The sequence below is a fragment of the Streptomyces sp. NPDC090045 genome (genome assembly GCF_044747975.1).
Classification (GTDB): Bacteria; Actinomycetota; Actinomycetes; order Streptomycetales; family Streptomycetaceae; genus Streptomyces.
This window is the reverse complement of the sequence record NZ_JBIVFA010000024.1, coordinates 58,126-81,323: the sequence shown is the minus strand read 5'-3', so window position 1 is coordinate 81,323 and position 23,198 is coordinate 58,126. Positions and strand designations below refer to the sequence as shown.

Sequence of the window (23,198 nt, the reverse complement as noted above, 5' to 3'; positions counted from 1 at the left end):
GGGGTTTGGGGGGGCGGGGGCGGCCCGGCCCGCGCCAGCCCCTGGGGGGGGGCTTGGGGCTGCCCGCGTCCGGGGTCCGTGGCGCACAGCCTCGTGCCGGGCGGTGTCCACCTTCCATGCCCGGCGGAGGCGATGGCTGTCCAGTCCTGTCCGCACCCGTCCACCCGCCCGTCAGGGGCGCAGGCCCGCACGCCTGAGTGCGACCTCGGACAAGGCGGCGACGACGTGCTGGTCGCCGCGGCGCCAGGCGTCCGCCAGACCGCCCGGAGGGGCGGGGATCGCGGAGAGGTCGCCCGGCGGTCCGGTGAGGGCGCGCAGGGCGAGGAGGTCGGCGCCCCCGGGTGCGTCGAAGAGACGCCGGATGGTGGCGCTGCGGCGGATCCAGCGCAGGCGCAGGGGGAGCCACAGCAGCAGGACGAAGGCCACGGGGAGGACGATCAGGGCGACGGCGGCCAGGGTGGCCACCTGGCTGACGGTGTCCTGGAGCGACTGTCCTGCTTCGGCGATCCCGGTGCCGGCGTCGGCCGCGGACTGGAACGGTTTCTTCAGGAGGTCGCCGACGAACGGCACGTCCGAGGCCGTGTCGCCGGCGTCGCCGAGGGCGGTGGCGAGGCTTTGGCCGGAGCTCTCCACCATGCGTCCCGGCTCGGCCAGCAGCATGATCGCGTCGTGCACGGCCAGGGCGAACTTCACCGCGGCGGCGATCAGGAGCACGGCGATCAGGTCCGCGAGGATCTGGCGGTTGCGCCGTGCGGGGGTCTGGGCGTAGAGAAGCAACGGCTGCTCCCGTTCCGGTCATGGCGTCGAGGCGGGCCGGCCCGGCCGGAGGTGTGCGGTGCTGGCGGCAGGGCCCGGCCGGTTGCTCGACCGTACGCCGGACCCGGCCCTTCCCCCGGTGTCCACGGGCACAGGTCTGCGACACGGTGCCGGGTTGGCGCAGCGCCGGTGACGCCGCCGGGTGGGGGACGGGCACGGCGCCGGCGGAGCGTTCGGGGCGGCCGGGCGGCCGGGACCACCGCTCCCCCGGTTCCGCACCGTCCGCAACGACACGCCGAGAGCCTCGGCGGCCGGGCCCACGTGATCGGTGCTCAGCTCAGCACGCGGATCCGGCGCCGCCCGCCGGGCCGCCGCGCCCTCGCGCCCCCGACCGTCAGGCAAAGTCCGGGCAGGTGGCGACGGAGCCCTGCGAGACGGGCTGCCACACGCCTTGGTCCTCACGTGCGCTCAGGCGGTCCGCCTCTTGGGCGCACTCGATCAGCTGAGTGGTGGTCAGGGGGACGGCGGCCGTGAACACCCGCCCGACGTGGCGGCACAGATGCGCGGGGCGGAGGTCCGGTGAGTACGGTTCGCCGATGGCGGCGAACAGGTCGGGCAGTCGCCAGCCCAGCGGGCCGGCCACCGCGCAGAGCTGGTATTGCCGGTGCGGACTCGGCCCCCACTCCGACACCATGCGGAACAGCGTGCTGCGGGACAGTCCCGCGAAAGGGAGCTCCTTGACGCCGAAGCCGCGGTTGCGGAGCAGCCCGTAGAACACGGCGCCGAGACCGCTCTCGGCGGGCGTGTAGTACCGCGGGGCCGGCTGCACGAAGGGACCCGGGGCGTCGAGGTGCGGCAGCGAGCGGACGAAGTCCTCCAGCGCGGCCAGTTGCGCGTGGTCGCAGTGGCTGACGCGGTAGGTGAACTGCTCGGTGATCTTGGCGTCGCGCTGCGGGGGAAGGAGTTCCGCCGGCACCGGGTGGCCCGCTAAGACGAGCAGGTCGGCGGTCGGTACGTCGAGTTCGGCGGCGAGTTCGGCGAGCGCCTGGGGGGCGGTGTCGGTGCCGCTCGTGAGAAGGCTGCTGAGGAGATCGATTCGTTCCATACGAGGAAGGTAACCGTGGGGTGGGAGGGCGGATGCACGAGGTGACGATCACTCAGCGCCCCTTCTTGAAGGGGTGGTTCGGTCACGTCCAGTCGTGCCGATGACGAGGGCGGGGCTTCGGCCGGGCCACATGGTGTGCGGCGCCGGGGATCATCGGTCCATGACCGCCTTCCATTGCGCCGTGTGCGGCGCCCGGCTTTCCGCTCCGGTGCGCGAGGTGCCTGCGCCCGGGGAGGGTGAGGCCTGGACCCCGCTCGACTCCCCCGTGGATCCCTGTCCGCCCAGGATGGCGGCCGGCACCTTCGCCCGCGATCCGGAGCCGGGCCGGATCGCCTGGGGCTCCCCGCCCAAGGGCTTCGGAAGGTCCCGGGCGGGGCACGGGCCCGGGGTGGACCCGGTGTTGTGCCCGGCCGACGTGGTGGGCACGGAGAAGATACCGAGCCGCTGGGGCGGCTGCTGCGGGCCGGGCGGGCACGACGGGCCGAACCTGGCCTGTGCGGGGTGCGGGGCGAAGGTCGGGGTGTGGATCGGCGACTGCCACACCTGGCTGGAGGTCGTGTTCGACGGGCGCCTGGTCACCCGTTCCCCGGCGGGATGACCCGACTTCCCCCGGCTCAGCGCCGGCGGGCCCGGCGGGCCGCGCGGTCGCGCCAGTGGCAGTAGGCCGCCGCCGGGTCGCTCCAGTACCTCCACGGGAGGGCGTCCACGTAGCCGTCGACCAGGCGGAACTGCGCCAGTGCCGCGTCGTACCGCTTCTGGCGGGTCAGGAAGTAGGCCAGCAGGTGGCGCACTTCGGCGGTGTTCGGGTGGTCCGAGGGGGCTGCGGCCACGTCGGCGAGGGCGGCGTCGACCAGGGAGATCAGGTGGGGTGAGCGGAAGTCGGCGGTGCTCGCGTCCGTGTCGCGGTGTTCGTACCAGGCGATCAGGGGCAGCACGGTGAGCAGGCTGCCGGGGGGTGCGTCGGCTGCCGCCCGCCGGGCGAAGGACGTGGCGTGCTCTTCCGAGCCGCGCCACTTCGCGCACCAGTACTGGAGCGCTGCGTAGTGCGCGGTGTAGTGGTGCGGGTCGCGGGTGGTGATCTCCTTCCAGATCCGGTGCATGTGCTCTTCGGCGTAGCCGAGGCCCAGTGCCGCCCATATCTCGTTGGCGTAGGGCGTGGGGTCGTCCGGGTTCAGCTCGGCCGCGCGTGCGTTGTGCTGCGGTACCAGGGCCAGGGTGGCGTGGAATCCGGCGAACTGCTCGGCGCTGGTGTGCTTGGCCCGGCCGCTGCCGCGCTGGTGCCAGGCCAGGTTGACCATCGCCTTCGCCCGTACCAGGGCGAGGTCGGCGTCGTCGGGCCCGACCGCGGCCTCCCACGTGTGCAGCCAGCCGTCGGGGCGGGCGGCGCGGTGGGAGCCGAGGGTGGCGGCGTAGGAGGAGCGGCGTGCCCAGTCGCCGTGTTCCCTGGTCCGGGCCATCAGCCGCGCGGCTGGCTCCCAGCTGCCCCGGGCGGCCGCGGCGGCCGCGGATTCCAGCTCGGGGGCGGGCGCCGCGCGGCCGGTGTGCTGCCTGGACTGCGGGAGGAGTCCCGATGTGCGGGCGGTACGGGACGAAGTGCCGCGCGGGAGATCGCCGGTGGTGCGGCGGTAGAAGACGACCGCCACGGTGATGGCGAGGCCGATGACGACGATGCGTGCGATTTCCACGGTGGGAGCCCCCGGGGCAGGAGTGGTCGAAAAGGTGGGGGGACACGGGAGTATGACCTGGGGGCGCGGTCGGCCGCAAATGCGTTTGTGCTGGTGAGGGAGGTATGAGGCCTCTCCTCGTGCCGCCTCATACGAGTGCGGGGAACGTCACCGTCGGGTCGCCCAGCAGGACCAGGCTCTGCCGGTCCAGCGCCGACAGCCGCAGCCGGGTCAGCGCCGGGCGGACCTCCGTGCGGCCCTCGGCCAGCTGACCGTGCAGGCCGGCCCACTGGCTGTGGAGTTCGCCCACGTCCGCCCGGTATTCGGAGAGGGTGAGGCCCAGCGGCTGGCCGTCGTACAGGTGCGAGGACAGGGCGGCGGCGATCCGCCTGCCCAGTTTCTGGCCGGTCTCCTCCACCTGGAGGGTCCAGCTGAAGGTGGGTTCGACGTGCCCCAGTACCGCCCGTACGGGGTGGGGGCGGCCGAGGAGTTCCAGGGCGGCGGGGGCCACCATCGTTCCCAGTCCGGCCACGGCGGTCACCGTGCCCAGTGCGTTGCTCCCTTCGGGCAGCAGCCCGGTGTAGAGGCTGTCGCCGCTGGCCCCGGCCGAGCAGCAGGCCTGTGCGTACCAGATGCAGCCTGGCGGCATGAGCTCGGACAGCTCCTGCAGGGGGACGTCCGTGTGCGAGGCGTCCACGGGCAGCCCGAGTCTCGCCCGCATCGCGTCCGGGTCGCCCAGTGGCCCGGTACGTCCGTGGCTGGACGTCGCCACCAGGCCCGGTGCGCTTTGGCTCAGGGCCTGCAGGAGGGCTGCGCCGGTGGCTTCCTCTCCGACCAGTTGCTGAAAGCCGGTGAGCGGTGGCGGGGTGAGTCGCGCGGCGAGCTGCTGGGCGATGACCGTGTTCATAAGGGCGGTGATGTCCCCGGGACCGTGCACGACCGTCCAGCCGAGGGCGCGGTCGAGGGCGGTCGTGGTGCCGTTCCAGTCGGACAGCAATGCCTCGATGTAGCGGTCCAGTTGCTCCCCCGACAGCGGGATCCGGCCCACCGCGTGCCGGGTGCTCAAGGCGTACTGCACGGACCAGGGGATGACCTCGGGGCCGCCGATGATCACCACGTACTTGGGCAGGCAGCCCCTTCCCACCCCGAACGAGGTCAGGCCGATGGTCGGTTCCTCCGGTGGGCCGTCCTGGTAGTAGCGGCGCAGGAAGCGGCCCTCCAGCATCGGGCGCCAGCGCAGGACCACGCTGCCCGGGCGTGCGGCCAGCAGTTCCCGTACGGCGGGTGGCGCGTCGGCGCCGGCCGCCTTCTCCGCGTCCGTCATGCCGGAGTCTTCGGGCTCGTGCAGCAGCACGCCGTATCCCACGTCCGGTGCGCTCCACCGGCGCAGATCGGGCGGGGCACCGAAGGGCAGCGCGGCCTGGGAGTGGGGCAGCCCGCGGCTTCGCGCGCCCCAGCTTTGGGCGCCGCCCCCGAGCGCAGTGCGCGGGGCCTCTTCGCCCGTCCAGGCGTTGAGCTGGATCTCCTGGGGAAGTGCTTCGGTCATGGCCCGGCCACCCCCAGCGCGGCGTGCAGTTCGGCGATCCGCTCAAGGGCCTTCTCCAGCAGGCCGGGGTCGGCGGTCGCGGGGTCGAGGGTGGCCACGAACTGCTGCCACACGTCCAGCTGCCCTTGGAGTGTGGAGAAGTCGGCGGGGGACAGTGCGGCGGATCCCGGGAAGACCAGCAGCGGATCGGCCTGTACGTACAGCACCGGATCGGTCCAGGAGTCCGCCGCGGCCGGATCCTGTCCGGCCAGTGCGAGGCGGGGTGCGGTGAAGACCACGGCCCAGTCGACCTCGCGGGCGAGCGTGGCGTTCGGCGAGATCGCCGCCCGGACCGCGGCGAGGACCTCGGGGTAGAGGGCCGCGCAGAACCGGTTGGTGTCGTGGAGGTCGACCAGTCTGCGCATCCCGGCGACGGCGGGTACCCCGTTCGAGACGAGCTCGTGCGCCATGGCCTGGGTTTCGGAGGCCTCGGCGGTCTGACAGGCGCTCAGGACGACCAGCCAGGGGTCGGCGGGCTCCAGGGCGGTGATCAGTTCGGGCACCTTGATCCGTACGGAGCCCGCGTCCTGTGGCCGGTCGGGCTCCCGCTGTCCCTCCGGTGCGCGGTCTTTTGCCGCCTCGACGTCGGCGAGGTGGGCGAAGGCCAGCGTCCGCACTCCCCCGAGGCCGGCCCCGCCGTGGCAGAGGAGGTGCAGGATGTGCGGCCGGGCCGCGGTGATGCTCCTGCGCAGCTCCGGTTCGGTCGGCGGGATCAGCTCGGACGTCACCTCGGGCCGTCCTGCGGCGGTCACGGCGTCCAGGACCTCCTGGTCGCCGCTGATGACGTGCAGCCGGACCTGGACGGCCTTGGCGTCGGCGGTGGCGGTGGCGTCCAGCAGGGTGGCCAGCTGCGGGAGTCCGGACCGGCCGGCCGCGGAGAGCACGGCGACCATGCGCAGCGGAGCGGCGAATCCCTGTTGTCTGAGGCCGCGGCGGCGCGCGGCGATGCGTACGATCGGCCAGCGGCGGTCGAGGGCGCAGAAGCCGTGCACGGGGTCGAAGAGCAGTTCCCAGGGGAGCCGGTCGGCATGCGAGGAGAGCATGTGGAAGTAGAGCGGGCCCGGCGCGGCGCCCGGTGGCAGGGCCAGGACGGCGGCGAGGCCCTGGCCCACGGCGGGATGCAGGGCCAGCCGGTCCAGCAGTGCCTTGCCGCGTTCCACGATCGTTCCGCCCGGGGGGTCCGAGACGTCCGTGACGGCGTGCTCGCCCAGCCCCGGGATGTCGGTCGGGGCGTCCTCCAGCTTGAGGAGGACCTGGTCTCCCAAGGGCTCGAAGCTCAGTACCGTGCGGTTCATGACTGCTCCACCCGCCGGTCGAGGAGTTCGCGCAGTTCGGCGAGGGCCTGCGCGGTGCCGCGGTCGTAGGCCTGTTTCATGGCCGGTGTCTCGCCCGGTACAGCTGCGGTCTGCACCAGGTCCGCGGCCTTGGACTCGATGAACCGCTCCGACAGGGCCATCCAGCCGGGGACGGAGCTCGCCTGCCGGTAGAGGGACTGCGTTGCCTCGCCCGGGGCCAGCGCGAGGGCGGTGGGCAGGATCTCCAGGCTGGTGGCCGAGTCGTCGATCGGGGCGCGCCCGGTCAGCCAAGCCTGGTCGGGCTGTTCGGGGTCGGGCCACTCTTCCCGGAGGAGGTCCTGGACCTGCTCGGGCTGGATGTACGCGAAGAGCGACCAGTGGCGGGGTGCGGGGTTTTCGCCGCGGCTTGCGAGTGCGGCATGCGCCTGCGCCAGCACCCGCCCGGTCAGGTCGAGCTCCATGTAGCTGTAGAGCGTCGCCCCGGAACGCCGCAGGCCGAGCCCGTCCGCGAGCATCCGCGTGGCGAGGTCGGACGGGTTGTGCGGGGACGAGGCGAGCGAGAGTACGGATGCGCCGATGCCGTCGGCCAGCAGCCGGAGGTCGTCGCCGCTCAGGTAGACGCAGTTGCCTCCCGTGCACGGACGCCGCGGATCGGGGCTCACCCGCAGCAGGGGGCGTTCGTCGTCGAAGGACGCGTTGGCCATGACGTGCAGGGCTCTCACGGCAGGGCCGCCGGCCAGCTCTGCGGCGATCCAGTCCGTCCACGACAGGCCCCGGTCCGGGTACGGCGGCGGGGTGGCGGTCGTTCCACGGCCCCGGTTCTGCCGGGCCTTGCGCCCTGGTCGCTCCCGGCGGGTCGCGGCGGCCTTTCGGGGATCGTGGAGGTGTGCTGTGACCGTGCCGTCCGCCTTCAGATGCTCGTAGATGGTGGCGTCGGCGAAGACGTGGGCGACGACATTGCCTCGTACCGCCTGGGTGAGCTCGGAGAGGAAGGACCGGACGCAGCCGGCCGCCACGTGGGCCCAGGTTTTGTCGTCGCTGACGAGGACGGCCACCGTCCAGTCCTCGCCGGGGTCGGTGGCCACCGGGAGGCGGTCGGGTACCCGCACCATGGCCCGGCCCGTCAGCTGGACGAGGTCCCGCTCCCACGGGACGGCGCCCAGGTGCCCGTACGGCGGCACCAGCCGCAGCCACAGGGTGAACTCCTCGTCCCGGCGCGCGGACAGCACCTGGACGACTTCCTGCGTGAGCCGGGGCGGGACGCGCAGCTTTTCGGGGATGCCCGGGCCGGTGAGCAGCCCGAACTCCTGCGGGGCGAAGCTGCTGTGCCAGTCGCTGTGGGCCTGTGTGCCGGCGTCGGAGTAGCTCAGCAGGTCGGCTTTGACGAGGGGGGTGCGTTCCGCCAGGTCGAGCTGTACGCGCAGGACCGTCAGGCGCCATTGCTCGATGAGGGCATCGGCCATCGTGGCTCCCTGCCCGGGCCGCGGTCGCCCGCATGCCCGTCGTTCAGTCGGGCCTGGTCAGGCAGTGCAGTGCCCACCAGGTGACGGGCCTGCTGACTTCGCCGTGTCCGGGGATCGCGGGCTTTCCGTCGAACTCGATGCTGCCGTCGACGGCGATGATCCTGGCCCCGCTCCCCAGGTCGTACCGGCCCTTGTCGGGGAAGATCGCATCGGCCTTCGCCGTCCGGCCCGGTTCTTCGGCCGGGCCGTATCCGCCGAGCGCGCCGTACAGGTCCGTGTTGCCGAGCGCCGCGATGTCCGGTTCTCCGAGCTGGCTGCCGCGCATGGCGAGGTGGAAGAACTTGCGCAGCGGTTCGTCATGTGTGGAGAGCGTGGTCAGCAGGGGGAGTTCGAGCAGGTCCGGTACGGCGTGGTAGCCGCCCTTGCGGCCGGTGCCCGCCACGTTCCCGGCGAAACACCACCGGTTCACCGCGGGCTGGAGGAGCAGCATCGAGCGTGCCTTGCGCGCGGGCGCCGCGGTGGCGAGTGCCGAGAGCAGGACCCGGGCGCCGAAGGAGTGGCCGATCAGATGCAGTCGCGGTCCGTCCTGCTGCAGGATGTGCCCGACGAGGGGGGCCACGCCGTGTGCGCCGACGTCTCCGGCGCGGGCCTTCATCTTCCACACCGTCCCCGTACGCAGCAGGCTGCGCGGGTCGAAGGGGAAGTCTCCGGCAACGGCGGGGGCGCCGCCGACGGGCGCGCCGTTCTCTTCGTCCGGGACCAGTCCGATCGCGTCCCCGTCGTCGGCCGGGACCGTGTGTGTGCCGGTTTCCAGCTCCTGCCAGGTGTCCAGGAACTCCTGCGCGGTCGGCGCCCTCGAACCGTCGTCGGGATCGACCTCGGGGCGCAGCGTGCCCAGCACTAGCCCGGCCAGTCTCAGGGCGTCGGCGCGTCCGATCGCCGTTCGTCCGTCGATTCGTTCCGTGAACTCGGGGCGCTTCGCGCCGGGCAGGGACTTCGCGACCAGCTCCAGCATCTCCTCGACCTCGGCGGCCTCCCGGCCCTCGGGGTCGGGCGCCGCGGCGATGTCGGGGCCTGCTTCCCAGGGGAAGACGAAGCTGGTGGAGGGCCAGATGATGCCGATCAGGAGCGGGCGGTAGTCCTGCGGGGTGGGTAGGCCAAAGGTCCTGCGCTGCTCCATGTAGCCGTTGATGAAGCTCCGGTAGCGTTCCAGGGCCTTGGCGAAGACGTTGTTCCAGCCGTGCGAGAAGAGGAACACGTCGCTCGCGCCCGGAAGGCGTCGTTTGAGTTCCTCTTCGGCTTTCGGGCTGAGAAGCCGGCCGTCCTCGTCGTACCGCAAGAGGAAGAAGTCGGCCTGCGCACCCCCGTCTAGCGTGATCTGCTGAAAGGAGCCTGCCATGGGAATGCTCCTGTGCTCATGCACGCGCGTCCGCCGTGTGTGCGGCGATCTTGATTCCATGCTTCACCCACCCCACGAGTAGGGCAACTCGGACGGATACGGGCAGCGGCAGCGTTGCTACCGTTTCAGGTAGGCCAGGACGGCCAGGACCCGGCGGTTGTCGTCCGCGGACGGTTCGATCCGGAGTTTGGTGAAGATCGCGGCGGTGTGTTTGGCGACGGCGCTCTCGCTGATGAACAGGGTGTGCGCCACGGCCGCGTTGGAGCGGCCCTCGGCCATCAGGGCCAGGACGTCCAGCTCGCGGGGGGTCAGCTGGGCGGTGGTGCCCCGGGCGTCGCTGCGGGCCAGCAGCCGTGCGATGACCTGCGGGTCCATCACCGTTCCGCCCGCGGCGACGGTGCGTACCGCGTCGACGAACTGGGTGGTGTGCGTGATCCGGTCCTTGAGGAGGTAGCCGATGGCGCCTTGGCCTCCGGCGAGCAGTTCGTGGGCGTAGAGCTGGTCGACGTACTGGGAGAGGACGAGGACCGGCAGCGCCGGCCGGGACCGGCGTGCTTCCAGGGCGGCTTGGAGGCCTTCGTCGGTGAAGGTGGGGGGCAGGCGGATGTCGACGACGGCGACGTCCGGTTGTTCTTCGAGGAGTGTTCTGAGCAGGGCGGGGCCGTTGTCGACTGCGGCGATCACCTCGAATCCGTGTTCCTGGAGGGTGCGGGTCAGTCCGTCCCGGAGGAGGAAGAGGTCTTCGGCGAGGACGACGCGCACGGTATCTCCAAGGTCGCGGTGGTCGGGCCGCCCGGCGGGCTGTGCAGGACGAGGGTTCCGTCGAAGGGGTCCAGGCGGCGCCGTACGCCTTGCAGGCCGCTGCCGTCGGGGTCGGCGCCGCCGCGGCCCTGGTCGGTGACCGTGACGCGCAGGGCGCCGTCGGTGTGGCCGAGGCGGATGTGGACCTCGGGGGCGCCGGAGTGTTTGGCGGCGTTGGCGAGGAGCTCGGCGACGGCGAAGTAGCCGGCGGATTCCACGGGGGCCGGGAGCCGGCCGGGCAGGGCCGCCTCGATGTGTACGTCGAGGTGGCTGTCGAGGGCCAGTGAGCGGACCGCGTCGCCGAGGCCGCGGTCGGCGAGGACCGGGGGCAGGACGCCGTGGACGAGTTCGCGGAGGTCCTGGAGGGCCCGTTGGGAGGTGGCGCGTACCTCGTGCAGCAGTGCGCGGGCGGCGGGTGGGTCGCGGTCGAGGAGCCGGGTGGCTTCGTCCAGGGTCATGCCCAGGGCGACGAGGCGGGCCTGTGCCCCGTCGTGCAGGTCCCGCTCGATGCGGCGCAGTTCGGCGGCCTGGACGTCGAGGATGTCGGCGCGGGAGCCTGCGAGGTGTTCGATGCGGCGGGTGAGTTCGGTGGTGTGCGGGGCGGCGAGGAGGCGTCTGCTCCAGCGTGCGTGGAGCCGCAGGGTGGCGGGGGCCAGCCGGAGGCCGGCGGCGATGAAGGCGAGGCCGAGCAGGAGTGCGGCGAGCATCGCCGGGGTGGAGTCGACCAGGATGAAGGCGTACCAGTTGCCGTCGCCCAGGAGCCGCCAGACGAAGGGCTGCACGGCCGCGCCGAAGAGGCCGTACTCGACGAGGGCCAGCGGCGCGGCGGCGAGCAGTGCGCCCGTCCACGGCTCCGCCCAGGCCCAGCGCAGGTCGTGCCAGAACCCGTCGTCGCCGAGGAGGGCGCGGGCCTGCCGGTGGCGGCCGGCGGTGCGGTCGGGCGGGGTCGGGCGGGGTGGGAGCGGTTGCGGGGGGCTGATCGCGGTTGCGGTCCAGCGGGCGGCCCAGTCGCGGTAGCGGTCGGAGATGCGGCGCAGGGCCGCCGCGGCGGGCGGGAGCAGGAGGAAGCCGATGCCGACGGGCAGGAGGAGCAGCGCCCCGACCACGAGGCTGCCGGCCCCGCACACGGCGAGCGCGGCCAGCGAGAGGAGCTGGCAGCGGCCGATGTCGGCGAGCGCGCCCCTGAGGCCGGTGCCGGGGCGTGTGTCTGCTGCCTGTGCCATGCCCACCTGTGGTTCCGTCATGTCAGCGCGGTCCGTGCGCTGTTGCGGCGGTGATCCTATCCGGCGCGGCCTGCGCTCGGCGGGCGGATACCGCCCACGGGATTGCTGCGGCCAGGCAGGCGGCGCCGAAGACCACCATCGGCGCGGTCGCCGGGGACGTCTCGTCCGTCACGAACAGCATGCCGAGGTTGACCAGGGTGTGGAAGCCGCCCGCGAGCAGCAGGCGGTTGCTCCGTACGCGTTCCAGGGCCAGGCCGAGGATCACGGACATCGCGATGGTGGCGGCCAGGAATCCGGCCGCGTAGGCCGGCGCCTGGGCGAGGACCGGTACGTGCCACAGGCCCCAGGCCGTCCCGACGAGGAAGGAGGCGGTGACGGGGCCGAAGCGGGTGCGCAGCAGTGGCTGGAGGTAGCAGCGCCAGCCGATCTCCTCGGCGCAGGCGCCCAGGAGCTGGGCGGTCACGAGCAGGGCGAGGGGGTGGGCGAGGGCTTGGGGGCTGGTGACGGGGAGGGAGCCGGAGGTGAACAGGGCGCCGCCGGCGCACAGTGCGGTGATCAGGACGGGGGTGAGGAGGAGGGCCGCCCGGCGGCCGACCGGAATCCGGGCCTCACGGCGCGCAAGTCCGCTGCCGCGGGCCAGCGTCTCCCCCTCGTACCCGACCGGTCCGCTGCCACGGGCGGGTGTCCGCCCCTCGTGGCCAGCCGGTCCGCCGCCACGGGCCGGTGTCCGCCCCTTGTGGCCGGCCGGTCCGCTGCCGCGGGCCAGCGTCTCCCCCTCGTAGCCGGCCCGTCCACTGCCTCCGGCCGGCGTCCGCCCCTCACGGTCTGCAAGTCCGCTGCCGCGGGCCGGTGTCCGCCCCTCGTGACCGGCCGGTCCGCTGCCGCAGGCGGGCATCCGCCCCTCGCGGCCGGCCGGCCCGCCGCCGCAGGCCAGCGTCTCCCCCTCGTACCCGACCAGTCCGCCACCTCCGGCGGGCATCCGCCCCTCGCGGCCGGCCGGGCCGCCGCCGCAGGCCAGCGTCTCCCCCTCGTACCCGGCCGGTCCGCTGCCACGGGCGGGCGTCCGCCCCTCGTGACCGGCCGGTCCGCTGCCTCCTGCCGGCGTCTCCCCCTTGTGGCCGGCCGGTCCGCTGCTGCGGGCGGGCAGGGTTCCTGCGAGGTGGTCTCTGGTCCGGCCGGGCCACAGCAGTGCCACGGCTGCCACGGCGAGGGCGGGGCCGAGCTGGGTCAGTTGCAGTACCTCGGGCGGTATGCCGGTCGCGGGCTGGAGGGCCCCGCAGACTCCCGCCGCCAGGAAGGCGACGGCGAGGAACGCTCCTGCCTGCGCCGCCCATCCGCTGCGCGGCGCTCCCTGTTCCTGCTTGTGGTCCGGCATGTGGCGCGGCCTCCCCGTGGATCGCCGGGGCACGGCTGTCGCGCCCCGCGTTCGACTCTGCCGGTCGAGGTCGGGGCGGGCCTTGCACGTGGGTGCCGGAGGGGGTGTATCCAGGTACACCCCCTCCGGGGCCGGTCAGGCCGTGGTGGTGGAGCCGTGGGCGAGTCCCTGGGCGAACGCGCGGGCGGCGGTCAGGTCGTCCTCGTCCGGACGGTGCTTGTTGATGCCGCCGATCAGATTGAACGGCGCCCCCGTGTCGAACGCGCGGCAGGTGAAGGTGGCTTCGACCGCGAAGCCCTTGCCTTGCAGGATCCGTACCAGCGGGCGGGTGAACGGCGCGAACGGCAACTGCGGCAGGCCGCTCGTGGCGAAGACGAAGGCCCGCCCCGACGACGCCGGCACCGTGCGGGCCAACCCGAGCAGGTCCGGGTGCATCCGCTGGAAGAAGACACCGGAGCCGAAGCCCACCAGGTCGTAGCCTGTCAGGTCCGCGACCGCCGCGTCCTGCGGCGCGACCACGCGGGCGTCGAGCACGTCGGCCATCGCCTCCGCCACGCGACGGGTGTTGCCGTGGGATACCGAGCTGCATACGAGCAGCGTCTTCATCACCGTCCCCTTTCGTTCGTCGCCTTCCGTAGCAGGGACCGGGCAGGCCCGCCGGATGTGACAACCCCGCGCCGGGGCGACTGCCGCGGCTACTGGGCCCGTAGCGCGGCCAGCCGCTGTTCGAAGGGCACGATCGCGAAGCCGCCGCCGGCCGGATGCGCCGACGTGATCGCCCCGGTCAGCGAGCGGGGTGCGATCGCGCCGGAGGTGTCGACGTCCGGGGCTCCATGCCGGGCGGCGTCCGGGGCGCCGTCCCGGGCGGCGGGTGCCATGAGGCGCGCCAGTTCCGCGCCCGCACGGGCGATCCGCTGCGCCAGTCCCTCCTGGCCCCAGTCCTCCGAGGCGGCGTACACGGCGGTCGGCGGGACGAGCGCGCGCAGGTAAGTGAACAGCGGGCGCAGGGCGTGTTCGGTGACCAGGGAGTGCCGGGCCGTGCCGCCGGTCGCGCCGATGAGCACCGGCTTCCCGGTGAGGGCGTCCTTGTCGATGAGGTCGAAGAACGACTTGAACAGGCCGCTGTACGACGCCGCGAACACCGGGGTCACGGCGATCAGGCCGTCCGCGGCCGCCACCGCGTCGAGTGCGGCGGCCAGTCGGGCGGGCGGGAAGCCGGTGACGAAGTGCTGGGCGATCTCGGTCGCCAGGTCCCGCAGTTCGATCACTTCGGGCTCGGTGTCCAGGTGGCCGCGTGTCGCGGCCGCGAGGCGGTCGGCGAGCAGGCGGGTCGAGGAGGGCGAGCTCAGGCCCGCCGATACGACGACGAGTTTCATGCCTGTGCCTCCTGCTTCGTGCTCTGCCGGGCCGCCGTCACGCGGGCGGAGTGGGTCGGCGCGTCCGGTACGCCGGCCGGGCGCAGGTTCGCGAACTCCTTGCGCAGCACCGGCACGACTTCTTCGCCGAGCAGGTCGAGCTGTTCCAGGACGGTCTTGAGGGGCAGGCCCGCGTGGTCCATCAGGAAGAGCTGGCGCTGGTAGTCGCCGGCGTAGTCCCGGAAGGACAGGGTGCGTTCGATGACCTGCTGCGGCGAGCCGACGGTCAGCGGTGTCTGGGAGGTGAACTCCTCCAGGGACGGGCCGTGGCCGTACACCGGCGCGTTGTCGAAGTACGGGCGGAACTCGCGCACCGCGTCCTGCGAGTTCTTGCGCATGAACACCTGGCCGCCGAGTCCGACGATGGCCTGTTCGGGGGTGCCGTGCCCGTAGTGGGCGTAGCGCTGCCGGTAGAGGTTGATCATCTGCTCGGTGTGGGAGGCGGGCCAGAAGATGTTGTTGTGGAAGAAGCCGTCGCCGTAGTAGGCGGCCTGTTCGGCGATCTCCGGCGAGCGGATGGAGCCGTGCCACACGAAGGGGGCGACGCCGTCCAGGGGGCGCGGGGTGGAGGTGAAGGACTGCAGCGGGGTGCGGAATTTGCCCTTCCAGATGACGGTGTCCTCGTCCCAGAGGCGGCGCAGCAGCGCGTAGTTCTCGATGGCGAGGTCGATGCCGTCGCGGATGTCCTTGCCGAACCAGGGGTAGACCGGGCCGGTGTTGCCGCGGCCCATCATCACGTCGACGCGGCCGTCCGCGACGTGCTGGAGCATCGCGAAGTCCTCGGCGATCTTCACCGGGTCGTTCGTGGTGATGAGCGTCGTCGAGGTGGACAGGATCAGGTTCTCGGTGCGTGCGGCGATGTAGCCGAGCATGGTCGTCGGTGAGGAGGGGACGAACGGCGGGTTGTGGTGCTCGCCGGTGGCGAAGACGTCGAGGCCGACCTCCTCGGCCTTCTGTGCGATGGCGAGCATCGCCTTGATGCGCTCGTGCTCGCTCGGCGCGCGTCCGGTGGTCGGATCGGCCGTGACGTCACCGACGGTGAAGATCCCGAACTGCATGACTCCCCATTCCCTACCCAAGATTGTTTACAATTCAACCATACTTCGGAACCAGGGGTGCGCCCGCGGTATTCCCGAGGGGGCGCGGGGCCGCCCGCGCCCGCCGGCGCCGCGTTTTCACCCGGCCGGCGCACATGCGCGGGCCGGGGCGGCACCGCGGCACCAGGCTGTGACGCAGGACGTACCGCGCCGAGAGGTGACAGCGGTGGGAGCAGCCAGGATGCGGGCGGTGGCCGCCGGAGCGGTCGCGGCCGTGTCCGCGGCCGTGTCCGTGATCGTCGCCGCCACGGGCTGCTCGTCCGCCGGCGGCGGCCCCACCGGCCCGAGGACGGCCACCGCGGCGCGGTCCCCCGCCGCCCCGGCATCCGCGTCCGCGTCCGCCTCGGCGGGCCACGGCCGGCTGATCCCGCGGTACGAGACCGGCAGGACGGCCCAGGACCGGCGGATCCAGAGGTTCCTGCAGGACAACGAGGTCCTGGAACGCGTCGCCGCCTTCGTCGGCGACCGGATCGCGCTGTCCTACGACGTGCCCGTGATCGCGAAGAGCTGCGGCGGGGCGAACGCCTCCTGGGACCCGCGCACGAGGGACATCACGTACTGCTACGAGCTCGTCGGCGAGACCCGGCCCGTCTTCCAGGAGCAGGCCGCCCGGGAGGGCTCCGGCAGCCCGGCGGAGCGGGCCAGGGCCGTGGACGAGGACATCATCGGGTTCTCCAACGGCGTGCTGCTGCACGAGCTCGGCCACGGCCTGGTCGACATGTACGACCTGCCGATCACCGGCAAGGAGGAGGACGCCGTCGACCAGCTCGCCACGCTGCTGCTCGCCACCGGCGGCGAGCGGCACATCGACTACGCGGTGAGCACCCTCAACACATGGGGCGCCCTGGCCGACGCGCAAGAGGCCGGAGACCTCTCCGGCCTCTTCTCCGACGAGCACTCGCTCAGCGCTCAGCGCTCAGCGCTTCTACAACGAGATCTGCTGGCTGTACGGCTCGGACCCCGACGCCTTCAGGTCGGTCGTCATCGCCGTCGGCAACCCGGACGGCGTACTGCCGGAGCTCCGGGCCGAGGGCTGCCGGCACGAGTACGAACAGATCGAGAAGTCATGGGGCCGGCTCCTCGAGCCGTACCTCAAGTAGCCCGGCCTGCGGACGCCGGTTTCGCTCGATCGGATGACGGGTGGGGTGCGGCGTTGCCGATCGGGGCAATCCGTACAAATGCCCGCTACGAAGAAGAGGTGAGACCAGCGGAGCACCATGCCCGGCCCCGGTGCGGGGCCGGTCCTTCTTCTCGGCGAGAGAGCGGCTGATGGCATCGAGGCACAAGGGCGGGCGTGGCCGCCGCGGCGCTGCGGCGCGGTACGGCGCCCGGCGGTGCGCGAGGGGGTGCCGGTGACCCAGCCCCTGCGGTTTCAGGGTGCGGACGCGGGCGGGCCGCGGCTGCAGGAGGTGATGGAGCGGGTGGGTCACGGCGACAAGGACGCCTTCACCGTCCTCTACGACGCGGTCGTCGCCACCGTGTTCGGGATCGTCGTCAAGGTCGTCCGGGACCGGGCCCAGTCGGAGGAGGTGGCGCAGGAGGTGATGATCGACCTGTGGCGTCAGGCCGCCCGCTACCGTCCGGAGCAGGGGACCGTCATGACGTGGGTGGCGACGATCGCGCACCGCAGGGCGGTGGACCGCGTCCGGTCCGCCCAGGCCTCCTCCGACCGCGAGCACGCCACCGCCGCGCGCGACCGGCACCGGCCCTTCGACGAGGTCGCCGAAGAGGTGGAGGGCCGGCTGGAGGGCGAGCAGGTGCGCCGCTGCCTGGAGAGCCTGTCCGCACTCCAGCGGCAGGCCGTGACCCTCGCCTACTACCGGGGCCTGACCTACCGCGAGATCGCGGACCGGCTGGGGTCCCCGCTGGCGACCGTCAAGACCCGGATGCGCGACGGACTGATCCGGCTGCGCGACTGCATGGGGGTGACCGCGTGAAGCACGACGACGACCTGCACACCCTCGCCGGCGCGTACGCACTCGACGCGCTCACCGGCAAGGAGCTGCACGCCTTCACCGCACACCTCGGGCACTGCGCGGCCTGCGCCCGGGAGGTCGGCGAGTTCGAGGCGACGGTGGCGCGTCTGGCCGCGGCGGCCGGCCTGCCCGCCCCCGTCTCGATGAGGCAGGCGGTCCTGCAGCGCATCGAAACCGTCCCGCAGCCGCCCCCGCACGCCCGGCCCACGGCGCCGGCCCGGCTCACGGCGGTCCTCGGGCGCAGGGCCGGAGCGTTCGCCGCCGCGGCCTGCGTCGCCGTCGCCGTGGCCTTCGGCGGGCTCGCCGCGTACCAGTACCAGCAGGCCGAACAGGCCCGTACGCAGGCTCGGCAGGCCACCCGTCAGGCCCAGGAGCTGGCCGCCGTCATGGCCGCCCCCGACGCCCGGACGGTGCACGGACGCACCAGCACCGGGGCGGCCACGTCCGTGACCACCTCCGCCCTGCGCGACCAGGCCGTCTTCGTCAGCAGCGGCCTGCCGGCCCCTCCCCCGGGCCATACCTACCAGCTGTGGTTCGACGAGGACGGCACCAAGCGCTCCGCCGGCCTCGTCCACAGCGACGGCGCCGTCGTCATGCAGGGACGTCCCGACAGCGCCCGCGCGGTAGGTCTCACCGTCGAACCCGCGGGCGGCTCGCCCGAGCCCACTTCCAACCCCCTGCTACGCCTTCCCCTCGCCTGACCGGGGAACGAGACCAAAGCGCAGTGCCCAATAAATGCCGTTTTGGGGTTTTTCCAATCCCTCCGGAGGCCGGTACCGAATCCCTTCACAAGCCCCCTGCGGAAGCAGGGGCCGAGCATCCGCTCATTCGTGAAGCAGAAGGAGGTGAGACCCATGACCGTTTCCGTGCGGACCCGCAACCTTCTCGCGGGCGCGGCCGTGGCCGGCCTGCTCTCGGGAGGCGCCACGTTCGCGGCCACCGGCACGGCCGCCGCCGCTTCGGCACCGGCATCGGTGTCCACTGCCGTGAACGTGGACCGTGACCACGACCGCAACCGCGACCGCGACCGGCACGACCGCTGGGACCGCTGGGACCGCTGGGACAACAGGAACCACCGGTCCGGCCACCACGAACGCTGCTCGTGGTCCAAGGGCCACTGGGCCAAGACCTGGGTCAAGGGCCACTACGAGAAGAAGTGGCACGACGGCCGGCACGGCCACGGCTGGTACCAGAAGCACTGGGTGCCCGGCCACTACACCGGCCACTGGGTGCCGGGGCACTGGAACTGCCACAGCAAGTGGTGACCTGTTCACCTGGCCCGCAGGGGCTCCGGGCACCGCCCGGAGCCCCTGCCGCCTTTCCCGGCAGGTACGGCGGCAACCGCTCGCTCGGGCACAAGGCCCGACGGTAACCAGCCCGTGAGTAGACCCGTCTTGAGCCGGCCGGGGGCGGCCGGGCCCCTGTGCGGAGCGGCCGGCCGGGGACAGTCCGTGCGCGGCCCGGTGTGTCTGCGCGGCCCGCGGGGCCGGGGTCCCTTCAATGGGCAGCCTCCTTACGGAAACGGGCACCGTATGACCTCCTCCGCACTGCACACCCGCCGGTCGGTCCTCACGGGCGGCTTCACCCTGGCCGCTGCGGCGGCACTGCCCCTGGCCGCGGCCGGGCGCGCGTACTCCGCCGCCGGCCCGGACGTCATCGGCTGCGCCGCCTGGGGTGCGCGGGCCCCGTCCGAGCCCGTCGTCGTCCTGGCCAACCGCCCGGAGCGGATCATCGTCCACCACACGGCGACGGCGAACGTGACGGACTACTCCAGGCAGCGCGCCTTCGCCCTGGCCCGTGCGATCCAGACGTACCACATGGACGCGCAGGGCTGGATCGACACCGGTCAGCACTTCACCGTCAGCCGCGGGGCCTTCGTGCTGGAGGGCCGCCACAACAGCCTCGCGGAGCTGCGCGCCGGCACCCGCCAGGTGCGCGCGGCCCACTGCATCGGGCAGAACACGGTGTCGATCGGCATCGAGAACGAGGGCACGTACACCTCGCAGGCCCCGCCGGCGGCGCAGTACGCGATGCTGGCCGACCTGTGCGCCCACGTCTGCAGCCAGTACGGCCTGCCCGCCTCCGAGATCTACGGCCACCGCGACTTCAACGCCACCTCCTGCCCCGGCGACCGCCTCTACGCCCTGCTCCCGGCCCTCCGCAGGGACGTCGCCACCCGCCTCGGCACGCCCTTGCAGGACCCGGAGGCCGATCCGGAGTCGGACCGGGTGTGGGACCTGGTCCGGCAGGCCTCCGACCCGTCGGCCGCGGCCTACGCGGAATACCTTCCGGCCGGCCTCCTGCCCTGACCGCAGGCGGCGCGCACACCGGACGGCGGTCCTCCGCCCCGGCGGCCGGGGGCTGCCCGTGCTGCCCGGGGGCGGGGTCAACTGCCCGTGTGCTGCCGGATCGCCTGCTCGCGCAGGGCGTCGATGAGGGTGGTGAGGTGGGGCCGGTCTCCACGGCCGAGTGCGGCGGCGCCGATGTGGCGGACCGGCGCCGGCGATGTGATGGGGACGGTGTGCAGGCCGGGGATGTGCGGGGTGAGTGCGATGGAGGGGATGAGGGAGATTCCCATGCCTGCGGCGACGAGCGAGCGGGCGAAGAAGTAGTCGGTGGTGGTCCCGCGCACGTGCGGATCGAAGCCGGCGCGCTCGGCGTAGCGGCGCAGGTACGCCTCGGTCTTCAGGCAGCCGAGTACCCAGGGTTCGGCGGCCAGTTCGGCGAGGTCGAGGGTGTCGCGGCCGGCGAGTCGGTGCTCTTGGGGCAGGACGACGTGGAGGGGGTCTTCCAGGAGGGGTGTCCAGTGCAGGCGGGAGCCGGCGCCCGGTCCGGCGGGGAGCGGGCCGTCGAAGTGGTAGGCGAGGGCGAGGTCTACGGCGCCCTGGCGGACGAGGGGCAGGGTGTCCTCGGGTTCGCCCTCCCGGATGTGGAGCACGGCGTCGGGATGGGCTGCCGTGAGCCGGGTGAGAGCGGCGGGCAGCAGGAGGCGGCCGCCGCTGGTGAAGGTGGCGACGGTGAGTGGGGTGCGGCCGGTGGCGAGCCGGGCGACCTGCTGTTGTGCGTGTGCGAGCTCGGCGGCGACGGATTCGGCGGCGCCGACCATGATCTGGCCGGCCGGGGTGAGGGTGACGCCGCGGGTGCTGCGGGCGACGACCTGGGTGCCGAGGCTGCGCTCCAGGGCGGCCACCTGCTGGGAGACGGCCGAGGGGGTCAGGCGCAGGGCCGTGGCCGCCCGGTTGAAGCTGCCGTGCTCCGCCACCGCCCGCAGGACGCGGAGCCGTTGCACATCGATCAACAGTTTTCCTTTATACGGATCCAGTAAATCGGGAGTTCTGCTGATGACCCTAGGTCTCCAGGATGGGGGCATGCAAAGGATCTGCGTCATCGGCGGAAGCCGGTACTTCGGAAAGCTCCTGGTGAAGCGTCTGCAGGGGGCGGGGCACCGGGTCACGGTGATCAACCGCGGCTCCGTGTCGCCGCCCGCGGGCGTGGAGCATCTCGTCGCGGACCGCAGCGACGAGGCCGCCCTGACGGCCGCGCTCGGCTCCCGCACCTTCGACGTCGTGGTGGACCAGGTCTGCTACACCCCGGTGCAGGCCGCCGTCGCCGCCCGTGTCTTCGCCGGCCGTACCCGGCGCTACGTCATGACCTCCACGATCGAGGTCTACGATCCCGCGACCGCGGCGCTGGCGGCCGTGGACCGGGGCACCCCGGTGCCGGAGGGGAGCGTGGACCCGGCCGCCTGGCCGGTGGCCCTGGACCTTCCCTGGCACGACGACGCGTACGTGGAGGCGCACTACGCCGAGGGCAAGCGGCAGGCGGAGGCCGTCCTCGCGCGCGCCGGCGGCTTCGGGTTCGCCAGTGTGCGCAGCGCCCATGTGCTCGGCGGCGGCGCGCAGGAGTTCACCGGCCGGCTGGCGCACTACGCGGGGCGCATCGCCAGGGGGGAGGAGATCGCCGTGCACGCGCAGGCGCTGCCCACGGTCTTCATCCACTACGAGGAGTTGGCGGACCTGCTGCTGTGGGCGGCCGCGGCCGGCTTCACCGGTGCGGTCAACGCGTGCTCCGACGGTCCGCTCGATGTCCACGGCCTCGCCGCGGTCGTCGCCGCGCAGGTGGGCCGGGAGCCCGTCTACCGGACCGTCGCGGCGGACGGGGAGGCGTCGCCGTTCTCCTTCGACCGCCACTACGCCATGAGCAACGCGCGCGCGAAGGAACTGGGGTTCTCCTTCTCCCGCACCGCCGACTGGCTGCCCGGCGCCGTCGCCGAAGCCCTCACCGCCGTACCGTCACCCGCCCTCTGAGGAGCGAGCCGCCGTGCAGTACCGCACCATCGCCCACGCGGCCGTCGGCGCCATCGGCCTGGGCGCGATGCCGCTGTCGATCGAGCACCGCCCGGACGAGCGGCGGGCGATCGCCACCGTGCACGCCGCCCTCGACGCCGGCGTCACGCTCATCGACACCGCCGACAGCTACCACTGGCACGCCGGCGAGGCGGGCCACAACGAGCTGCTGATCGCCCGCGCCCTGGCCCGCTACGGCGGCGACACCTCCGGCGTGCTGGTGGCCACCAAGGGCGGCCGGGGCCGCCCCGGCGACGGCAGCTGGACGGTCGATGCCGCCCCCGCCCGTCTGAAGCGGGCGGCCGAGGCCTCCGCGAAGCGTCTGGGCGTCGACGCGATCGGCCTGTACCAGTTGCACAAGCCGGACCCGGCCGTGCCCTGGGCGGAGTCCGTCGGCGCGCTGCGCGAGCTGCTCGACGCCGGCACGATCCGCGCCGCGGGAATCTCCAACGTCACCACCGCCCAGATCCGTCAGGCGCATCGGATCCTCGGGGAGGGACTGGCCAGCGTGCAGAACCGGTACTCCCCCGCCGTCCGCGACAGCGAGCCGCAGCTGCGGCTGAGCACCCGGCTGGGTCTGGCGTTCCTGCCCTGGAGCCCGCTGGGCGGCATCTCCCGCAGCTCCCTCGACGGGCCCGGCGGCCCCGCCTCCACCACCGTGACCGCCTTCCACCGTGTCGCGGCCGGGCGCGGGGTCAGTGCGCAGCAGGTCGCCCTGGCCTGGCTGCTCGCCCGCTCCCCGGCCGTGATCCCGGTACCGGGGGCCAGCCGCCCGCTGTCCATCACCGACTCGGCCCGGGCCGCGGAGCTCACGCTGAGCGTGCGGGAGCTGGAACTGCTCGAGGACGCCCTGCCGGGCTGAGGCGGGTCACGGGTGCGGGGGCGTCAGGCGCGGCAGCGAAGCATCTCCAGCGGGGGGTTGGCGTGGAAGTCCGCCCAGAAGTCCGCGCCGAACGCGCGCGCTCCGGCCTCCGACACGGTCAGCGGGACCCAGGTCAGCTCGCTGAACCCGGCCGCCCGCAGGCTCTTCTCGTAGACCTCGCGGCGCGGGCGGTTGGCGACGAAGGAGACCGGCTGGTCGAGCAGTGCCGTGGTGCGCACCTGCGGTCCGGTCTCGGCCTCCTCGCCGGTCGGCACGGAGCGGAACCCGTACTTCTCCGGGGTCGGCCCGTCGAAGCGGAAGTCGGGCGACTGGTTGAGCAGGAAGAACGCGCCGCCGGGCTTCAGGCTGCGGTGCGCGTTGCGGCACATCCGTTCCGTGGTGGCGGTGTCCGGTGCGTAGTTGAGGAGTTGGACGGCCAGGCCGATGTCGAAGCGCTGTGCGAGGGGCCGCAGTTCGGCCACGTCACCGACCTCGTAGCGCACGCCAAGCGGGTCGCGCTCCTCCAACTGATGTGCCACGGAGACCATTTCGCCGGAGACGTCGATGCCGAGGACCTCGGCTGCGCCGCGCCGCCTGAACTCCCTGCTGTAGAAGCCGGTGCCGGAGGCGAGGTCGAGGACCGCCTTGCCGCGTACGTCCCCGACCAGGGCCAGGAAGCTGGGCACCACCGCGTACTGTTCCAGTGGCAGGGCCTTGAATCCCTCGTACGCCTCGCCGATCTCGTCGTACTGCTGCTGTGCGCTCATGCTGAGGTGCTCCCCGTTTCGGCTGGTCCTTGGCCGCGGCCGCCGGCTCCCGACTGCGGGGCGCGCCGC

The 23,198-nt window shown here is 73.0% G+C and carries 23 protein-coding genes and 1 pseudogene; 9 read left to right on the top strand and 15 right to left on the bottom strand.

All coding sequences use genetic code 11. The annotated features are described in order from the left end of the window. Positions 1-171: 171 nt before the first annotated feature. Together ACIPYQ_RS38770 and ACIPYQ_RS38765 are read right to left on the bottom strand one after the other, a co-directional pair. Positions 172-777, bottom strand: coding sequence for a hypothetical protein (locus ACIPYQ_RS38770; protein WP_401259117.1), 606 nt, complete (start codon positions 775-777; stop codon positions 172-174). Positions 778-1,150: 373 nt separating this feature from the next. Continuing rightward, entirely contained in the window at positions 1,151-1,861 is a 711-nt protein-coding gene (locus ACIPYQ_RS38765) for a hypothetical protein (RefSeq protein ID WP_401259115.1), read from the bottom strand. 160 nt (positions 1,862-2,021) lie between these two features. Here ACIPYQ_RS38765 and ACIPYQ_RS38760 point away from each other — a divergent pair, with 160 nt between their 5' ends. Next, complete coding sequence (locus tag ACIPYQ_RS38760; protein ID WP_401259113.1) at positions 2,022-2,459, top strand: hypothetical protein; 438 nt, start codon at positions 2,022-2,024, stop codon at positions 2,457-2,459. Between the two features lie 16 nt (positions 2,460-2,475). Here the strand turns inward: ACIPYQ_RS38760 and ACIPYQ_RS38755 are convergent, their stop codons facing one another. From ACIPYQ_RS38755 to ACIPYQ_RS38705, 11 genes are all read right to left on the bottom strand, one after another. After that, positions 2,476-3,546 carry a hypothetical protein gene (locus ACIPYQ_RS38755; RefSeq protein ID WP_401259111.1) on the bottom strand — a complete coding sequence of 357 codons (1,071 nt, stop codon included), beginning with the start codon at positions 3,544-3,546 and terminating at the stop codon, positions 2,476-2,478. 127 nt (positions 3,547-3,673) lie between these two features. Next, on the bottom strand, positions 3,674-5,071 hold the full coding sequence (locus ACIPYQ_RS38750; protein WP_401259109.1) for a hypothetical protein: 1,398 nt from the start codon (positions 5,069-5,071) through the stop codon (positions 3,674-3,676). Further along, positions 5,068-6,405 (bottom strand): CHAT domain-containing protein, encoded by a 1,338-nt coding sequence (locus tag ACIPYQ_RS38745; protein WP_401259107.1) that lies wholly within the window; start codon positions 6,403-6,405, stop codon positions 5,068-5,070. The genes ACIPYQ_RS38750 and ACIPYQ_RS38745 overlap by 4 nt, the downstream gene beginning before the upstream one ends. Beyond that, a complete protein-coding gene (locus ACIPYQ_RS38740; protein WP_401259105.1) occupies positions 6,402-7,868 on the bottom strand; it encodes a hypothetical protein in 1,467 nt (488 codons plus the stop codon). The genes ACIPYQ_RS38745 and ACIPYQ_RS38740 overlap by 4 nt, the downstream gene beginning before the upstream one ends. A gap of 43 nt (positions 7,869-7,911) precedes the next feature. Further along, on the bottom strand, positions 7,912-9,267 hold the full coding sequence (locus tag ACIPYQ_RS38735) for a hypothetical protein (protein ID WP_401259103.1): 1,356 nt from the start codon (positions 9,265-9,267) through the stop codon (positions 7,912-7,914). A 117-nt stretch (positions 9,268-9,384) separates the two neighbouring features. Further along, the gene (locus tag ACIPYQ_RS38730; RefSeq protein ID WP_361761427.1) at positions 9,385-10,029 is read right to left on the bottom strand and encodes a response regulator transcription factor; all 645 of its coding nucleotides are present in this window, start codon (positions 10,027-10,029) and stop codon (positions 9,385-9,387) included. After that, complete coding sequence (locus ACIPYQ_RS38725) at positions 9,981-11,291, bottom strand: histidine kinase (protein ID WP_401259100.1); 1,311 nt, start codon at positions 11,289-11,291, stop codon at positions 9,981-9,983. Before ACIPYQ_RS38725 ends, ACIPYQ_RS38730 begins: the two co-directional genes overlap by 49 nt. A gap of 22 nt (positions 11,292-11,313) precedes the next feature. After that, positions 11,314-12,666 carry a type II CAAX prenyl endopeptidase Rce1 family protein gene (locus tag ACIPYQ_RS38720; RefSeq protein WP_401259098.1) on the bottom strand — a complete coding sequence of 451 codons (1,353 nt, stop codon included), beginning with the start codon at positions 12,664-12,666 and terminating at the stop codon, positions 11,314-11,316. A gap of 135 nt (positions 12,667-12,801) precedes the next feature. Further along, positions 12,802-13,272, bottom strand: a complete 471-nt coding sequence (locus tag ACIPYQ_RS38715) for a flavodoxin family protein (protein ID WP_401259096.1) — start codon at positions 13,270-13,272, stop codon at positions 12,802-12,804. An 89-nt stretch (positions 13,273-13,361) separates the two neighbouring features. Next, positions 13,362-14,042, bottom strand: a complete 681-nt coding sequence (locus tag ACIPYQ_RS38710; RefSeq protein ID WP_362241374.1) for a CE1759 family FMN reductase — start codon at positions 14,040-14,042, stop codon at positions 13,362-13,364. Further along, positions 14,039-15,139: an LLM class flavin-dependent oxidoreductase gene (locus ACIPYQ_RS38705; RefSeq protein ID WP_401259094.1), complete on the bottom strand. Its 1,101-nt coding sequence runs from the start codon at positions 15,137-15,139 to the stop codon at positions 14,039-14,041. Before ACIPYQ_RS38705 ends, ACIPYQ_RS38710 begins: the two co-directional genes overlap by 4 nt. Between ACIPYQ_RS38705 and ACIPYQ_RS38700 the strand changes: the two are divergent. From ACIPYQ_RS38700 to ACIPYQ_RS38675, 6 genes and pseudogenes are all read left to right on the top strand, one after another. Continuing rightward, a pseudogene (locus ACIPYQ_RS38700) lies at positions 15,042-16,037 on the top strand (DUF4344 domain-containing metallopeptidase); the annotation flags it as partial. The gene ACIPYQ_RS38705 and the pseudogene ACIPYQ_RS38700 overlap by 98 nt on opposite strands. Positions 16,038-16,113: 76 nt before the next feature. Then, positions 16,114-16,278 (top strand): DUF4344 domain-containing metallopeptidase, encoded by a 165-nt coding sequence (locus ACIPYQ_RS38695; RefSeq protein WP_401259123.1) that lies wholly within the window; start codon positions 16,114-16,116, stop codon positions 16,276-16,278. Positions 16,279-16,530: 252 nt separating this feature from the next. Next, positions 16,531-17,115, top strand: coding sequence for an ECF RNA polymerase sigma factor SigK (gene sigK, locus ACIPYQ_RS38690; RefSeq protein ID WP_401259092.1), 585 nt, complete (start codon positions 16,531-16,533; stop codon positions 17,113-17,115). Continuing rightward, positions 17,112-17,855 (top strand): anti-sigma factor domain-containing protein, encoded by a 744-nt coding sequence (locus tag ACIPYQ_RS38685; protein ID WP_401259090.1) that lies wholly within the window; start codon positions 17,112-17,114, stop codon positions 17,853-17,855. The genes sigK and ACIPYQ_RS38685 overlap by 4 nt, the downstream gene beginning before the upstream one ends. A gap of 153 nt (positions 17,856-18,008) precedes the next feature. Next, entirely contained in the window at positions 18,009-18,419 is a 411-nt protein-coding gene (locus ACIPYQ_RS38680; RefSeq protein ID WP_401259088.1) for a hypothetical protein, read from the top strand. Between the two features lie 267 nt (positions 18,420-18,686). After that, entirely contained in the window at positions 18,687-19,463 is a 777-nt protein-coding gene (locus ACIPYQ_RS38675) for a peptidoglycan recognition family protein (RefSeq protein ID WP_361761457.1), read from the top strand. A 77-nt stretch (positions 19,464-19,540) separates the two neighbouring features. Here the strand turns inward: ACIPYQ_RS38675 and ACIPYQ_RS38670 are convergent, their stop codons facing one another. Beyond that, positions 19,541-20,452 (bottom strand): LysR family transcriptional regulator, encoded by a 912-nt coding sequence (locus ACIPYQ_RS38670; protein WP_401259085.1) that lies wholly within the window; start codon positions 20,450-20,452, stop codon positions 19,541-19,543. A 70-nt stretch (positions 20,453-20,522) separates the two neighbouring features. On the opposite strand from ACIPYQ_RS38670, the gene ACIPYQ_RS38665 reads away from it, so the two are divergent. Next, entirely contained in the window at positions 20,523-21,461 is a 939-nt protein-coding gene (locus tag ACIPYQ_RS38665; RefSeq protein WP_401259083.1) for an NAD-dependent epimerase/dehydratase family protein, read from the top strand. A 13-nt stretch (positions 21,462-21,474) separates the two neighbouring features. Continuing rightward, on the top strand, positions 21,475-22,362 hold the full coding sequence (locus ACIPYQ_RS38660) for an aldo/keto reductase (RefSeq protein WP_401259081.1): 888 nt from the start codon (positions 21,475-21,477) through the stop codon (positions 22,360-22,362). A 23-nt stretch (positions 22,363-22,385) separates the two neighbouring features. Here ACIPYQ_RS38660 and ACIPYQ_RS38655 read toward each other — a convergent pair whose 3' ends face one another. Continuing rightward, complete coding sequence (locus ACIPYQ_RS38655) at positions 22,386-23,129, bottom strand: class I SAM-dependent methyltransferase (RefSeq protein ID WP_401259079.1); 744 nt, start codon at positions 23,127-23,129, stop codon at positions 22,386-22,388. Positions 23,130-23,198: the final 69 nt, after the last annotated feature.

Bases quoted from the DNA above. Each gene is read 5' to 3' on its own strand.
- ACIPYQ_RS38655 (WP_401259079.1), bottom strand. From the start codon at position 23,129: ATGAGCGCACAGCAGCAGTACGACGAGATCGGCGAGGCGTACGAGGGA.
- ACIPYQ_RS38750 (WP_401259109.1), bottom strand. From the start codon at position 5,071: ATGACCGAAGCACTTCCCCAGGAGATCCAGCTCAACGCCTGGACGGGC.
- ACIPYQ_RS38720 (WP_401259098.1), bottom strand. From the start codon at position 12,666: ATGCCGGACCACAAGCAGGAACAGGGAGCGCCGCGCAGCGGATGGGCG.
- ACIPYQ_RS38735 (WP_401259103.1), bottom strand. From the start codon at position 9,267: ATGGCAGGCTCCTTTCAGCAGATCACGCTAGACGGGGGTGCGCAGGCC.
- ACIPYQ_RS38745 (WP_401259107.1), bottom strand. From the start codon at position 6,405: ATGAACCGCACGGTACTGAGCTTCGAGCCCTTGGGAGACCAGGTCCTC.
- ACIPYQ_RS38725 (WP_401259100.1), bottom strand. From the start codon at position 11,291: ATGGCACAGGCAGCAGACACACGCCCCGGCACCGGCCTCAGGGGCGCG.
- ACIPYQ_RS38765 (WP_401259115.1), bottom strand. From the start codon at position 1,861: ATGGAACGAATCGATCTCCTCAGCAGCCTTCTCACGAGCGGCACCGAC.
- ACIPYQ_RS38680 (WP_401259088.1), top strand. From the start codon at position 18,009: ATGACCGTTTCCGTGCGGACCCGCAACCTTCTCGCGGGCGCGGCCGTG.
- ACIPYQ_RS38715 (WP_401259096.1), bottom strand. From the start codon at position 13,272: ATGAAGACGCTGCTCGTATGCAGCTCGGTATCCCACGGCAACACCCGT.
- ACIPYQ_RS38665 (WP_401259083.1), top strand. From the start codon at position 20,523: ATGCAAAGGATCTGCGTCATCGGCGGAAGCCGGTACTTCGGAAAGCTC.
- ACIPYQ_RS38710 (WP_362241374.1), bottom strand. From the start codon at position 14,042: ATGAAACTCGTCGTCGTATCGGCGGGCCTGAGCTCGCCCTCCTCGACC.
- ACIPYQ_RS38705 (WP_401259094.1), bottom strand. From the start codon at position 15,139: ATGCAGTTCGGGATCTTCACCGTCGGTGACGTCACGGCCGATCCGACC.
- ACIPYQ_RS38675 (WP_361761457.1), top strand. From the start codon at position 18,687: ATGACCTCCTCCGCACTGCACACCCGCCGGTCGGTCCTCACGGGCGGC.
- ACIPYQ_RS38760 (WP_401259113.1), top strand. From the start codon at position 2,022: ATGACCGCCTTCCATTGCGCCGTGTGCGGCGCCCGGCTTTCCGCTCCG.
- ACIPYQ_RS38740 (WP_401259105.1), bottom strand. From the start codon at position 7,868: ATGGCCGATGCCCTCATCGAGCAATGGCGCCTGACGGTCCTGCGCGTA.